Origin of the sequence: Rhodococcus sp. PSBB066, from assembly GCF_017068255.1 — a bacterium.
GTDB classification, from domain to species: domain Bacteria; phylum Actinomycetota; class Actinomycetes; order Mycobacteriales; family Mycobacteriaceae; genus Rhodococcus; species Rhodococcus aetherivorans.
Window position 1 is genome coordinate 1184943 of sequence record NZ_CP070859.1, and the last position, 13094, is coordinate 1198036.

Here is a 13094-nt window from a genome sequence, read left to right on the forward strand (position 1 = left end):
CACACCGGAGCCGGGGAGAGAAGGTCCCGGAGGCCCCGCTCATCCGCATCCCCCGTGAGCCCGGAGGGCGAGGGCGGCCTGTACCACCGCGGCATGGGTGAGCGCCTGCGGGTAATTGCCGAGGTAGGCGCCGGTGCCCGGGTCCACCTCTTCCGGGAGCAGGCCGAGGGGGCCGGCGCGCCGCAGCAGCGTTTCGAACAGTTCCCCGGCTTCGGTCCGCCGGCCGGTGAAGGCCAGCGCCTGGACCAGCCAGAAGGAGCACGGCAGGAACGCGCCCTCGACGCCGGGCAGCCCGTCCTGTCCGGGGGGATATCGGTAGAGCAGAGGGCCTCCGGCCGACAGCTCGCTGCGGATCGCGTCGATCGTGCCGCGCACCCGGTGCGAGTCCGGATCCTCCATGCCCAGGACGGGGAGCACGAGCAGGGCGGCATCGATGTCACGCGACCCGTAGGTGCGGGTGTACCGATTTCCGATCCGGTCGAAGCCGCGGGCGAGCACCTCGTCGGCGAGGTCGTCTCGCGCCGCGAGCCAGCGCCGGCGACGACGGCTGGACAGGCGGTGGGTCTCGGCGATGCGCAGGGCCCGGTCGAGGGCGAGCCAGGCCATCATCTTGGAGTGCACGTGGTGGTCGGCGTCGCCCCGGATCTCCCAGATGCCGGCGTCCGGGTCACGCCACCGTGCGCAGACGTGATCGGCGAATCCCCTTACCATGCGCCAGGTTTCCGAATTCAGCGGCCGACCGGAGCGGACGAACGTCCATGCGGCGTCGACGACCCAGCCGTAGCCGTCGAGCTGATGCTGATCGGCCGCGTCGTTGCCGAGCCGCACGGGTACGCTGCCCGCGAAGCCCGGCCATCCCGGCAGGGTGCGTTCGGCGGGGGCGTGCCGGCCGTCGAGGGTGAACAGGACCGGCAGGCGGGGCCGCTGCAGGCGGCTGGCGTGCAGGAGCCATCCGAGGAACCCGCGTGCCTCGTCGACCTTGCCCGCGCCCAGGAAGGCTGCGACGCCGATGCTGGCGTCGCGCGGCCAGGCGTAGCGGTAGTCCCAGTTCCGGACCCCGCCGGGCCACTCGGGTAACGACGTCGTCGGGGCGGCGATCGGCGCCCCCGACGGGGAATACGTGAGCAGCCGCAGCGTCAGCAGGCTTCGCACGACGGCCTCACGACAGGGCAGATCGTGAGCGATCTCCGCCGTCCACGCCCGCCAGCGTGCCTCGTCCTCGGTCACGAGCTCCCAGGCCGCGGCGGGAGGGAGGTGGATCAGCGGCTCGCGGTGGGCCACAGTCAGGACGACGGTGACCGGATGCCGCGGGGTCACGAGGATCGAGGTCGGCCGGCCCGGCGGGATCGGGGTGCCGGAGTCGCAGGCCAGGGACAGGGCGAGCGAGCCCCACTCGCACACGAGGTCGGGACCGCGCCGCACCTTCGGGGGGCGGTGGCGTTCACCGAGCCTCGGATCGAATTCGACGACGGCGCGCCCGGTTTCGCCCTCGACGGAGAGGCGACGCACGAGGACGGTCGCCGGGAGCAGCCGTCCGGCCACCTCCGCGATCATCGCCTCGCTCAGGGTGAGCCGGGTGTTGCCGAGGTCCCAGGTGGTTTCCAGCGTTGCGGTGTGCGTGCGGTAGCGGCGCCGGACGACGGTGGCATGCCCCTCGGGCCCGAGCCGGAACCGCCCCGCCGGCGCTCCGCCGACGAGTCGGCCGAAGACGGGATCTCCGTCGAAGCGGGGCACGCAGAGCCAGTCGAGCGATCCGTCGCCGGAGACCAGGGCCGCGGTGCGGGTGTCGCCCAGCAGGCCGTAGTCCGCGATCCGGGTCTGCGTGCCCGCCCTGTCCTCGATGCCACTCTCGTCGAAATCGGTCATCCTGAAAGTCATTTCAGCGCACCTGGAGAAGAAGGCCGAGTGCGGTGCCGTAGACGAGATGGGCGGCGACGGCGACGGCGGGGGTCTGCGCACCGTAGTTCAGGCCGAGCAGTCCGGGTGGTTCGAGGACCGCGGTGCTCCGTGGCCCGGCTCGATGGGAGGCCATGCGCGGATGCACGCCCGGCAGTAGTGGCAGCAGGACCGTCAAGGCGACCGCGACGTGCAGCAGGCCGAGCAGCATGCCCAGCCACCACGTCGCCCGGTGGAGCAGCGCGAAGGTGGCGGCGTAGCCGAGTGCGAAGGCCTGGCCGATCGCGAGGTGGATGAAGAATCCGACCACCCGGGCACGATCCGGGTCGGCGGTGACGACGGTGCCGAGCACGAGCGGCAGATCCAGGCGGCTGTAACCGGCCAGTTGGGCGGCGATCATGACTGCGGTCAGGGCGGTGGTGGCCACCGATCCGAAGAGCGCCCATCCGGCCCAGTCCATGGCGGAGTCACCTTTCGGTGGGGAGGTCGCTGCCGCCGGTCCACGGTCGCCGTCGGACGTCCGTGAACCGGTGGCTCGGTTTCACGATGTGCCCGGGGTGGGTCCGCGGCGAGTCACCGGGGCGGTGGCCAGCCGGGCCAGGGCGAGGGCGGCAACCGCCAATCCGAAGTCGCGCAGCGCGATGTCGAGGTAGCCGCCGAGGGTGACCAGGTCGACGATGATGCCGAGCAGCCATGCGGCCACGACGTAGCCGCCGATGGCGGGTCTGATCGCGACGACGATGCCGGCGAGGATCTCGACCACGCCGACCGCGAGCATGGCTTGGTGGGCGGTGCCCGGGACGAGGTCGTCGATCCAGGGTGCGAGGTAGCGCTCCCAGTCGGTGAGCAGGTTCGCGAACTTGTCGAGACCGAAGGCGATCGGGGCCACCGTGAACACGGTCCGGAGAAGGACGAATGCCTGGCGGGCGCCGGCGTTCGTGCCGGCCGGGGTGGAGTGGAGCGTGGTGGGGGAGGTGGGCGTGTGGCTCATCGAAGTCTCCTGACTTCTAAGAGAGAGTAGATTTGATTTTAGAAGTGTGACGTAGATTACGTCAAGAAGTTTCTCTTTTAGAAGGGGGAATCGTGCAGGACGAGTTCGCCGAACAGGCGTCGGGGATCGGTGCGCTGGCAGACCCGGCTCGAAGGTCCCTCTACCGCTACGTCGCCGCACAAACGGACGCGGTCGGGCGCGAGCAGGCTGCGGCCGCGGTAGGCCTGCCGCTGCACGCAGCGAGGTTCCACCTCGACCGGCTCGTGGAGGAGGGCCTGCTCGAGACGGAGTACCGCAGGCTCTCGGGGCGGACGGGCCCGGGTGCAGGACGGCCGTCGAAGCTCTATCGGCGCTCGTCGCGCGAGCTGTCGATCTCCCTGCCCGAGCGGCGCTACGACCTCGCCGGGGAGGTTCTGGCGGCCGCGATCGAGCGGTCGATGCGCGACTCGGTGCCCATCGCGGAGGCGGTGCGGACCGCTGCCGTCGAGCACGGCCGGCGTATTGCCGCGAATGCGGCCACCCCGGCCGTGCCCGCCGGAACGGTGCCCGGTCCTATGGACGCGGGAGGTACCGACCTCGAACGTATGGCGCGGCTGCTCGCCCGGCACGGCTACGAGCCGCGCCTGTCCGGCGACGGGCAGATGCGGTTGGCGAACTGCCCGTTCGACCGGCTGGCGAACGAGCACCGTGAACTGGTCTGCGGGATGAACCTCGCCCTGCTCGACGGGGTCGTCGCCGGACTCGGGACCGACCGGCTCTGCGCGGAACTCGCCCCGGAACCGGGGTTCTGCTGCGTCCGGATCCGGGGCGTAGAGCGGTGAGTCGTCGCGGTTCCGGGCCTCAGAGCCCGAGCGCCGCGGCGACCTCCCGCAGGGCCGGAACCGGGTCGTCCCGCATCGGCAGGGCCTGGACCGCGACGTGGTCCGCCCCGGCGTCGAGGTGCTCCCGCAGACGCGACGCGATGTATTCCGCGTCGCCGTGCGCGACGAGCGCGTCGACGACCCGGTCGGTGCCGTCGTTGTCGAGTTCCTCGGCGGTGAAGCCGGTGCGTTCCAGATTCGCACGGTAGTTGCGCAGCTTCAGATACGGGTTGGCCACGGCCTTGCGGCCGATGGTGCGGGCCGTGGCGACGTCGGTGGACAGCACGATCTTCTGCTCGGGGGCGAGCACGGCGCCCGGGCCGAGAACGGCGCGCGCCTCGCGGGTGTGCTCGGGGGTGGTGAGGTAGGGGTGGGCTCCGGCGGCCCGGTCCGCGGACAACTTCAGCACCTTCGGTCCCAGCGCGGCGAGGACCCGCCGCGCCTCGGGCACGCCCTCGCGGTCGAGCACGTCCAGGTACTCGACCAGTGCCGCGTAGGGCTTGCGGTACGTCTCACCGTGCGCCTCGGGGTGGCCGACGCCGACACCGAGCAGGAAGCGGCCGGGATGGCGTTCCTCGAGCCGGTGGTAGGAGGCCGCGATCTCGTCGGCGGGGGCGGTCCAGATGTTGACGATGCCGGTGGCCACGACGATGTTCTCGGTGGCGTCGAGGAGGCGTTCGGCCACCTCGAGGTCGGCGGGCGGCGAACCGCCGATCCAGATGGTGCCGTAGCCGAGCTTCTCGATCTCGGCTCCGGTCTCCGGTGGGAGGCCGGTCGCGTGCCGCCAGACGCCGAAGCGGCCGAGCGGGGGAGTCTGCGTCGTGTTCTCTGCCTTCGTCGAATCCGTCACGCCGGGTCCAACCTCCGTCGCCGCCGGTTTCATTCCGGGCGGTCGATCGGTGGCGGTCGGCCCGGACCGCGGCCCTGGATGATCGTCCAAACCCCTCCGCCGGACCGCGGCCGACTTTGTAGCTGCGGGCACCCCGGGAGCCGCCCCGCCTGCGCGAGGGTGGAGACACCGGAACGAAGGAGGCTCCCGTGCCGTACACCGTCGCCGAGTTCGACGCCCTGCCGGAACCCGAGGCCGTCGCGCTGCTGACGACCTGCTGCGCCGGCGCGACCTGGGCCGCCCGGGTGGCCGCCGGACGCCCGTACGGCGACCGTCCGGCCCTGCTCGACGCCGTGTCCGTCGCGATCGCGGGTCTCGACGACCACGGCCGGGCCGAGGCCCTGGCCGGGCATCCGCGCATCGGGGAACGTTCGGAGAGCGCGTCGTCGCAGCGGGAGCAGTCGGCCGTCGCCACCGCCGACGCCCGGATCCTTGCCGCCCTCGCCGTCGGCAACCGTGCCTACGAGGACAGGTTCGGGCACGTGTACCTCGTGCGCGCGGCCGGGCGGTCCGCCGCCGAGCTGCTCGACATCCTCCACCGCCGCCTCGGCAACGATCCCGCCACCGAGGCCGCGGAGGTGCGCTCCGCCCTGGCCGACATCACCCGGCTCCGGCTCGAACGTCTCGTGCTCGACGAGGCCGACGTCGCGTCCCGTGGGGGCGGGTGATGAGCACCCTCAGTACGCACGTGCTCGACGCCACCACCGGGACTCCGGCAGCCGGAGTGCACGTCGCCCTGGCCGGCGCGGACGGCAGCGTCCTCGGGACGGGACGCACCGACGACGACGGCCGGATCCGCGCACTGACCGACGAGCCCCTGCCGCCCGGCACCTACACCCTCACCTTCGGCACGGGCGACTGGTTCGCCGAGCGCGACATCGTCCCCTTCTATCCGGAGGTCGTCGTCACCTTCCGGATCTCTGTGGCCGGCAATCACTTCCACGTGCCGCTGTTGCTGTCCCCGTTCGCCTACTCCACCTACCGCGGGAGCTGACCCCATGACCGAACTGACCGGCAAGATCGTTCTCGGACCGCACCAGTACGGCAAGGCCGAGAACCGCGTGGTGCGGATCCATCGCGACACCCCGCGGCACGAGATCCGCGACATGAACGTCTCGTCCTGCCTGCGCGGCGACTTCGGCGCCGCGCACCTCGAGGGCGACCAGGGCACCGTCCTGCCCACCGACACCCAGAAGCAGACGATCTACGCCTACGCCAAGGGCGTCGAGTTCGTCGAGACCTACGCCCTCGCCCTCGCGCGGCACTTCGTCGACGACGTCGAACCCGTCCACTCGGCTCGCATCGAGATCGAGGAATACGCCTGGGAGCGCGTCGCCGTCGACGGTGTGGGGCACGACCACACCTGGACCCGGAAGGGCTCCGAGGTACGCACCGCCGCGGTGACCGTCCAGGGTTCCGGCCGGGCGCGCCGGGAATGGGTGATCGGCGGGCTGAAGGACCTCGTCGTACTCAAGTCCACCGGTTCCGAGTTCGCCGGGTTCCTCACCGATCCGTACACGGTCCTCGAGCCGACTCGCGACCGGGTGATGGCGACGAGCCTCGTCGCGAGGTGGCGGTTCACCACGACCGACGTCGACTGGGACGCCACCTACGCCGGGATCAAGGCGACCATGCTCGAGCGGTTCGCGAACCTTCAGTCGAAAGCACTGCAGCAGACTCTTTTCGAGATGGGACGCGCCGTGCTCGAGAAGTACCCGTTCGTCGCCGAGATCCGGCTGTCGGCCCCCAACAAGCATCACTTCGTCTACGACCTCGAGCGGTTCGGCGTGGCCAACGACAACGAGGTCTTCCACGCCGACGACCGGCCCTACGGCCTCATCCAGGCGACGGTGCAGCGCGAGGACGCCCCCGACGCCGGGATCGCCTGGGACGCCTACACCGGCGCCGTCTGACGCGCCGCCCTCACGCCAGGGCGCGCACGGCGAGGTACACGTCGAGCCGGTCGCCGATGCGTCCGAGGTCGCGGCCGGTGAGTGCCTCGACGCGGCCGATCCGGTAGCGGACCGTGTTCAGGTGCACGTGCAGTCGGTCCGCCGTGCGGCGCCAGGAGCCGTCGCAGTCGAGGAACGCCTCGAGGGTGGCGAGCAGCCCGGCGTCGGTGCGCCGGTCGTGCTCGAGCACGGGACCGAGGATGCGCCCGGCGAACGCGCGGCGCAACTGATCGGGAACGGCGGTGAACAACCCGAGCGCGGAATCGAGCTCGGCCGCCCGCACGCACACCGCCCCCGCGTCGCCGCGCGCCGCGGCGACGGCGGCGGCCGCGGAGCGCACCGCGCCGTCAACGGATTCGCCTGTGCCGCAAGCACTGACACCGACGAGTAGGCGAGTCCGGGCCAGCGCGGGAGCGAGGCGCCCCAGGCGCCGCCGCAGCGCGGCAACCACCTCGGACTCGTCGCCGTCGACCAGCGCGACGACGCGCCCGGCGACGTCGACGGTGGTGACGGCGCCGGACAACGCGTCCTGCACGGCGGCCCGCATCGCGGCGCGCTGCTCCGGGGTGCCGGCCGGGGCACGGTCGACCACCACGGCGACCGGTGATCTGCCGCAGTCGATGTCGCCCCCGGGGGGCGTCCGGTCCGCGGCCTCCCACCCGAGCCGGCGGCGTTCCTCCCGCCGCACCCGGTCGAGGGCCGCCACCGCGGCGAGTTCGCCGAAGGCGTCGAGGCACTCCGCGTCCGGGGTGCCGGCGTGCCGGACCACGAGGTACCACGAGCCGATCCGGTCGGCGAGCCCCGAACCGACGGGCAGCACCGTGTATCCCCCCGCCACCTCGGCGGGCAGGCGATCGGCGGTCAGCGCGGTCCTGGTGAGGGCGTCGACATCCTCGTCGGGCAGGGGATCGGCGCCGGCGACGGGCATCCCGGTGGCGGTGAGCAGCCACGCCGGCACCCCGAACTCCCGGGCGGTCCGGTCCGTGAGTTCGTCGAGGCTGCACCCGTCGGCGACCGCGGTGAGCAGCCGTCGCTGCCGGGCCAGGCCGGTCTGCAACCGGTCCATCCGCGCCCCGGCCATCCGGCCGGTCATGTACTCGATGACCCGGCTGAACGGCACCTCCTCGGGCACCGAGAGCAGCGGTATCCCGTGCCGGACGCAGGCCTCGACCACGTCGGACGGCACCTGCCCGTGCAGCGCCTCCCCGGCGGCGAGGGCGGAGACCCCGGCGCGGGCGAGCAGCGTGACGAACAGGTCCGCGTCCGCCGCGGTGCGCCGCCAGACGAGGCCGGTGAACACCAACGATCCCGCGCTCACGTAGCGGGTGGGATCGGGCATGTCGGTCGTGCACGCCCGCAGCACCGGGCGGGTGAGCGCATCGGAGTCGCCGTGCAGCAGGCGGATTCCGAGCTCCGGTGCGTCGAGGACATCCTGTAGCAGCACGGCGTTCACCTCCGGGTGACGGGTTTGGACGATCGCACAATACGAAGCCGATATTTCGGTTCCGTTTCGTGTGTGCCGACCGGGATGTTGCGGTTTCCGGGGCGTTGACTGGGAGCGTCGACGAGCGTGAGGAGCAACGCCGATGCAGCCGAACACCACCCGGCCGATCGTGATCCAGGGCGCGCACGTGGTGACGATGGACGCCGGACGGGCCGAGTACCGGCGCGGGCACGTCGTCGTCGACGGCAACCGGATCGTCGCCGTGGGCGCCGGCGAGCCGCGCGGCTACGCCGGCGCCACCCTCGTGGACGGCACCGGCTGTGTGCTGACGCCCGGCCTGGTGAACACCCACCACCACCTGTACCAGTGGATCACCCGAGGCCTCGCCGTCGACCACACCCTCTTCGAGTGGCTGACGACGCTGTACCCCGTCTGGGGCGGGATCGACGCCGACGCCGTGCACGTCGCGGCGAAGGGCGCCCTCGCCCACCTCGTCCGCACCGGCTGCACCACCAGCACCGACCACCACTACGTGGTCCCGCGCGACGGCGGCGACGTCTTCGGTGCGGAGATCGCCGCGGCCGCGGACGTCGGCGTCCGGTTCCACCCGTGCCGCGGATCCATGGACCTCGGCGCGAGCGCGGGCGGCCTGCCGCCGGACCACGTCGTCGAGGACCTCGACACCATCCTCGTCGAGAGCCAACGGGCCGTGGAGAGGTGGCACGATCCGTCGTTCGGGTCCATGCTGCGGATCGCGCTCGCACCGTGCTCGCCGTTCTCGGTGAGCACGGAGTTGCTGAAGCAGTCCGCGGTGCTCGCCCGCGATCTGGGGGTGCGGCTGCACACCCACCTCGCGGAGACCCTCGACGAGCAGGACTTCTGCATGGAGCGGTTCGGCTGCAATCCGGTGCAGTACATGGAGTCGCTCGACTGGACAGGCCCCGACGTCTGGTACGCGCACGCCGTGCACCTGGACGACCGCGACATCGGGGTGCTCGCCGCCTCGGGCACGGGCGCGGCGCACTGCCCGACGTCCAACGCCCGCCTCGGTGCCGGCATCGCCCGCGCCGCCGACCTGTACGCGGCGGGGGTGCCGCTCGGTCTCGGGGTCGACGGGGCGGCGAGCAACGAGTCGTGCTGCATGCTCGAGGAGGCCCACCACGCCGCGCTGTTCGCCCGGGCCCGCAGCGGGCCGCGCGCGATGACGGTCCGGCAGAGCCTGGAACTGGCGACCGTCGGCGGGGCGCGGGTCCTCGGCCGGGAGAACGAGATCGGCTCCCTGGAGGTCGGCAAGCTCGCCGACCTCGCGCTGTGGCGGATCGACACGCTCGCCCATGCGGGCATCACCGATCCCGTCGCGGCGCTCGTGCTCGGCTCCCCGCCGCCGCTCGAGCTGCTGCTGATCGACGGTCGCGAGGTGGTGCGCCGCGACGAGGTGCGCACCGTCGACGAGACGTCGGTGGCCGCGGAGGTTGCCGCCGCGCACGACGCCCTGGTGGCGAAGGCGGGGTGAGCGCATGGACCTGCACACCGTGACTGCATACGACATAGCCTGCGCCCGAGAGGATCTCGTCGCCGACGCTGCTACGGCGTTCGTCGGCGGCGGGACGTGGCTGTTCTCCGAGCCGCAGCCGCACCTGCGCCGGCTGCTGGACCTGTCCGGGCTGCGCTGGCCCGCTCTCACCGTCACCGACGCCGGTCTCGAGATCGCGGCCACCTGCACCGTGGAACGCCTCGCCGCGCTGTCGGGCACCGAAACATGGCCGAGCGCAGCGCTGTTCCATCAGTGCGCGGCGGCACTGCTCGCCTCGTGGAAGATCTGGAAGCGCGCCACCGTCGGCGGCAATGTCTGCCTCGCGTTCCCGGCGGGGGCGATGATCTCGCTGGCCACGGCGCTCGACGCCACCGCCCTGATCTGGGCGCCGGATGGCGCGGAGCGACGGATTCCCGTGCAGCAGTTCGTTACCGGAAACGGAACGAATCTGCTCGGGCCGGGCGAGGTGCTGCGCAGCGTGCACGTCCCCGCGGCGGCGCTGGCGTCGCGCACCGCGTTCCGCAAGATCGCGCTCGCCCCACTCGGCCGCTCCGGCGCGGTGGTGATCGGCCGCGTCGGCCCCGACGGCGCCTTCACGCTGTCGGTGACCGCCGCGACCGTGCGGCCCTACGTGTTCCGATTCCCCGATCCACCCACGCCCGGCGAACTCGCCGACGCGCTGCGTACCGGTGTGCCGGCCGACGCGTACTTCACCGACGCACACGGCGCCGCCGACTGGCGCCGCACCGTCACCGCCGTCCTGGCCGACGAGATCCGGGAGGAATTGTCGTGAGGTTCACCGTCAACGGCCGCGAACTCGACGCCGACCCCCGGCCGGGACAGTGCCTGCGCACGCTGCTGCGCGAGCACGCCCACTTCGAGGTCAAGAAGGGCTGCGACGCCGGCGACTGCGGCGCCTGCTCGGTCCTCGTCGACGGAGAGGCGGTGCACTCGTGCGTCTTTCCCGCCGTGCGTGCCGAGGGCCACGCCGTGACCACCGTCGCCGGCCTCGGTACCGGTGACGATCTGCATCCGCTGCAGCAGCGGTTCGTCGACGCCGCCGGGTTCCAGTGCGGATTCTGCACGGCCGGAATGATCGTCACCGCCGCCACCCTGACCGACGACGATCTGACGGACCTGCCGAACCGGCTCAAGGGGAACCTGTGCCGGTGCACCGGCTACCGGTCCGTCGACGACGCGCTGCGCGGCGTCACCAACGTGGAGGCGCCCGCGCCCGGGCCCTCCTGCGGGCGGTCCCTGCGTGCCCCGGCCGCCGCGCGGGTGGTGACCGGCGCCGAGCCCTACACCTTCGACACCACCGTCGCCGGTGCGCTGCACGTCGCCGTGCTCGGCAGCCCGCACGCCCACGCACGGATCGTCTCGATCGACACCACCGCCGCCGAGGCACTGCCCGGCGTGCACGCGGTGCTCTGTCACCGCGACGCCCCGGCCGTCGCGTACTCCACGGCCCGCCACGAACACCGGGACGACGACCCCGACGACACCGTGCTGTTCGACCGGATCCTGCGCCACCACGGGCAGCGGGTCGCGGCCGTCGTCGCCGAGACCCCGGCGCTCGCACAGGAGGGATGTCGCCTGCTCGCCGTCGAATACGAGGTGCTGCCGTACGTCCTGGACCCGGACGAGGCGCGCCGGCCCGGCGCTCCGCTGCTGCACGCGGACAAGGGACCCGAGAACCGCATCGCCGATCCGTCGCGCAACCTCGTCGCCGAACTGCACGGCGAGGTCGGTGACGTCGACGCCGGCGTTGCCGCGGCCGCCGCCGTCGTGCGCGGCCGGTGGCAGACGCAGCGCGTGCAGCACACCCACCTCGAGACCCACGGCGCCATCGGGTGGATCGACGGCAGCGGTGATCTCGCGACCGGGGGCCGCCTGGTGATCCGCAGTTCCACGCAGGTGCCGTTCCTCGTCCGCGACGAGCTGTGCCACATCTTCGGTCTCGACCGCGATCGGGTACGGGTGTTCGCCGCGCGCGTCGGCGGCGGCTTCGGCGCCAAACAGGAGATGCTCGCCGAGGACGTCGTCGCGGCGGCCGTCCTGCGCACCGGACGCCCGGTGCAGTGGGAGTTCACCCGCACCGATCAGCTCACCGTCGCGCCGTGCCGGCATCCGATGCGCGTGGACGTCACGGTCGCGGCCGGTGCCGACGGCGTCCTCACCGCCCTGGCGATCGATGTGCTCTCCGACGCGGGCGCCTACGGAAACCATTCGGCGGGAGTGATGTTCCACGGATGCGGCGAATCCGTCGAGGTGTACCGGTGCCCGAACAAGCGGGTCGACGCCCAGGCCGTGTACACCAACAACCGTCCCTCCGGCGCGTTCCGCGGTTACGGGCTGGGGCAGATCATCTTCGCAATCGAGTCGGCGATGGACGAGCTCGCCGTCGAACTCGGCATGGACCCGTACGAGTTGCGGCGGCGCAACGTCGTCGTGCCCGGCGACGACCTGGTGGGCGCGCACCCGGAGGGCGGCGATCTGATCTTCGGCAGCTACGGGCTGGACCAGTGCCTGGACCTGGTGCAGGACGCGATGCGCCGAGGCGGTGCCGGGGAACCGGCCGGGCCGCAGTGGCGCGTCGGTGAGGGCATGGCCCTGGCGATGATCGCGTCGAACCCGCCGGGCGGGCACGTCGCCGACACGTCCGTCGAACTGCTGCGCGACGGCACTTATCTCGCGCGGGTCGGCACCGCCGAGTTCGGCAACGGCACCACCACCGTGCACACCCAGATCGTCGCCACCGAGCTGGCCACCCACCCCGACCGCATCCGGATCCGCCAGTCCGACACCGACGTCACCACCCACGACACCGGTGCGTACGGATCGTCGGGGACGGTCGTCGCCGCCAAGGCCCTGCTCGCCGCCGCGCGGGAACTGCGCCGGCGGATGGTCAAACTCGCCGGACAGATCACCGGCACCGACCCCGACGACGCGGTGCCCGAGGCGGACGGGGTGCGTGCGGGCGGCCGCCTCGTCAGCCCCGGCGAACTGCTCGACGCGGCCGGCGGCACGCTGCGGGCCGAGGGCAGCCACGGCGGCCTGCCTCGCTCGTTGTCGTTCAACGTGCAGGCCTTCCGCGTCGCCGTCGACGTGCGCACCGGCGAGCTGCGGATCCTGCAGTCGGTGCAGGCCGCCGACGCCGGCGTCGTGGTCAACCCCGAGCAGTGCCGCGGCCAGGTGGAGGGCGGCGCCGCCCAGGCGATCGGGGTCGCGCTGTACGAGGAACTCGTCACCGACGCCACCGGCCGCGTCGTCACCGATGCGCTGCGGAACTACCACATTCCGCAGTACGCCGACCTGCCCCGCACCGAGGTGTATTTCGCCGACACCTACGACGCGCTCGGCCCGATGGGCGCGAAGTCGATGAGCGAGGCGCCCTTCAACCCGGTGGCGCCCGCGCTGGCGAACGCGGTGCGCCGCGCGATCGGGGTCCGGCCGCACGAGCTGCCGCTCTCCCGCGACCGGATCTGGCGGCTGCTGCAGTGATCGGCGCCGGTTCCGTCGGCCCGC

The 13094-nt window shown here is 72.4% G+C and carries 12 protein-coding genes; 7 read left to right on the forward strand and 5 right to left on the reverse strand.

The window, feature by feature from the left end; genetic code table 11:
- Positions 1–39: 39 nt before the first annotated feature.
- The 3 genes from JYA75_RS05475 to JYA75_RS05485 all read right to left on the reverse strand — a co-directional run bounded on the left by JYA75_RS05475 (position 40) and on the right by JYA75_RS05485 (position 2887).
- On the reverse strand, positions 40–1866 hold the full coding sequence (locus JYA75_RS05475) for a glycoside hydrolase family 15 protein (RefSeq protein WP_239010532.1): 1827 nt from the start codon (positions 1864–1866) through the stop codon (positions 40–42).
- Positions 1867–1879: 13 nt separating this feature from the next.
- Positions 1880–2356 (reverse strand): hypothetical protein, encoded by a 477-nt coding sequence (locus JYA75_RS05480; RefSeq protein ID WP_006944153.1) that lies wholly within the window; start codon positions 2354–2356, stop codon positions 1880–1882.
- Positions 2357–2437: 81 nt separating this feature from the next.
- Positions 2438–2887 carry a hypothetical protein gene (locus JYA75_RS05485; protein WP_006944152.1) on the reverse strand — a complete coding sequence of 150 codons (450 nt, stop codon included), beginning with the start codon at positions 2885–2887 and terminating at the stop codon, positions 2438–2440.
- A gap of 92 nt (positions 2888–2979) precedes the next feature.
- Here JYA75_RS05485 and JYA75_RS05490 point away from each other — a divergent pair, with 92 nt between their 5' ends.
- Complete coding sequence (locus tag JYA75_RS05490; protein WP_065923313.1) at positions 2980–3708, forward strand: helix-turn-helix domain-containing protein; 729 nt, start codon at positions 2980–2982, stop codon at positions 3706–3708.
- 19 nt (positions 3709–3727) lie between these two features.
- Here JYA75_RS05490 and JYA75_RS05495 read toward each other — a convergent pair whose 3' ends face one another.
- The gene (locus JYA75_RS05495; protein ID WP_029546642.1) at positions 3728–4630 is read right to left on the reverse strand and encodes an LLM class F420-dependent oxidoreductase; all 903 of its coding nucleotides are present in this window, start codon (positions 4628–4630) and stop codon (positions 3728–3730) included.
- 155 nt (positions 4631–4785) lie between these two features.
- Between JYA75_RS05495 and uraD the strand changes: the two genes are divergently transcribed.
- Genes uraD through pucL form a run of 3 tightly spaced genes read left to right on the forward strand, consistent with a single transcriptional unit; the run spans position 4786 to position 6549 of the window.
- Positions 4786–5304, forward strand: a complete 519-nt coding sequence (uraD, locus tag JYA75_RS05500) for a 2-oxo-4-hydroxy-4-carboxy-5-ureidoimidazoline decarboxylase (protein ID WP_203329766.1) — start codon at positions 4786–4788, stop codon at positions 5302–5304.
- On the forward strand, positions 5304–5630 hold the full coding sequence (gene uraH / locus JYA75_RS05505) for a hydroxyisourate hydrolase (protein WP_006944145.1): 327 nt from the start codon (positions 5304–5306) through the stop codon (positions 5628–5630). Before uraD ends, uraH begins: the two co-directional genes overlap by 1 nt.
- 4 nt (positions 5631–5634) lie before the next feature.
- Positions 5635–6549 (forward strand): factor-independent urate hydroxylase, encoded by a 915-nt coding sequence (gene pucL / locus JYA75_RS05510; RefSeq protein ID WP_185713288.1) that lies wholly within the window; start codon positions 5635–5637, stop codon positions 6547–6549.
- A 10-nt stretch (positions 6550–6559) separates the two neighbouring features.
- Here the strand turns inward: pucL and JYA75_RS05515 are convergent, their stop codons facing one another.
- Positions 6560–8032 (reverse strand): PucR family transcriptional regulator, encoded by a 1473-nt coding sequence (locus JYA75_RS05515; RefSeq protein ID WP_043796904.1) that lies wholly within the window; start codon positions 8030–8032, stop codon positions 6560–6562.
- 142 nt (positions 8033–8174) lie between these two features.
- Between JYA75_RS05515 and JYA75_RS05520 the strand changes: the two genes are divergently transcribed.
- The 3 genes from JYA75_RS05520 to JYA75_RS05530 are packed head-to-tail and all read left to right on the forward strand — an operon-like array spanning position 8175 to position 13070.
- A complete protein-coding gene (locus JYA75_RS05520) occupies positions 8175–9545 on the forward strand; it encodes an 8-oxoguanine deaminase (protein ID WP_203329767.1) in 1371 nt (456 codons plus the stop codon).
- Between the two features lie 4 nt (positions 9546–9549).
- Complete coding sequence (locus JYA75_RS05525; RefSeq protein WP_203329768.1) at positions 9550–10359, forward strand: FAD binding domain-containing protein; 810 nt, start codon at positions 9550–9552, stop codon at positions 10357–10359.
- The gene (locus JYA75_RS05530; RefSeq protein WP_203329769.1) at positions 10356–13070 is read left to right on the forward strand and encodes a molybdopterin cofactor-binding domain-containing protein; all 2715 of its coding nucleotides are present in this window, start codon (positions 10356–10358) and stop codon (positions 13068–13070) included. Before JYA75_RS05525 ends, JYA75_RS05530 begins: the two co-directional genes overlap by 4 nt.
- Positions 13071–13094 lie beyond the last annotated feature (24 nt).

What these genes read in the sequence shown, in the direction of transcription:
- JYA75_RS05495 (WP_029546642.1), bottom strand. Translation starts at nt 4,630, where the DNA reads ATGAAACCGGCGGCGACGGAGGTTGGACCCGGCGTGACGGATTCGACG.
- JYA75_RS05475 (WP_239010532.1), bottom strand. Translation starts at nt 1,866, where the DNA reads ATGACCGATTTCGACGAGAGTGGCATCGAGGACAGGGCGGGCACGCAG.
- pucL (WP_185713288.1), top strand. Translation starts at nt 5,635, where the DNA reads ATGACCGAACTGACCGGCAAGATCGTTCTCGGACCGCACCAGTACGGC.
- JYA75_RS05520 (WP_203329767.1), top strand. Translation starts at nt 8,175, where the DNA reads ATGCAGCCGAACACCACCCGGCCGATCGTGATCCAGGGCGCGCACGTG.
- JYA75_RS05525 (WP_203329768.1), top strand. Translation starts at nt 9,550, where the DNA reads ATGGACCTGCACACCGTGACTGCATACGACATAGCCTGCGCCCGAGAG.
- JYA75_RS05480 (WP_006944153.1), bottom strand. Translation starts at nt 2,356, where the DNA reads ATGGACTGGGCCGGATGGGCGCTCTTCGGATCGGTGGCCACCACCGCC.
- uraH (WP_006944145.1), top strand. Translation starts at nt 5,304, where the DNA reads ATGAGCACCCTCAGTACGCACGTGCTCGACGCCACCACCGGGACTCCG.
- JYA75_RS05485 (WP_006944152.1), bottom strand. Translation starts at nt 2,887, where the DNA reads ATGAGCCACACGCCCACCTCCCCCACCACGCTCCACTCCACCCCGGCC.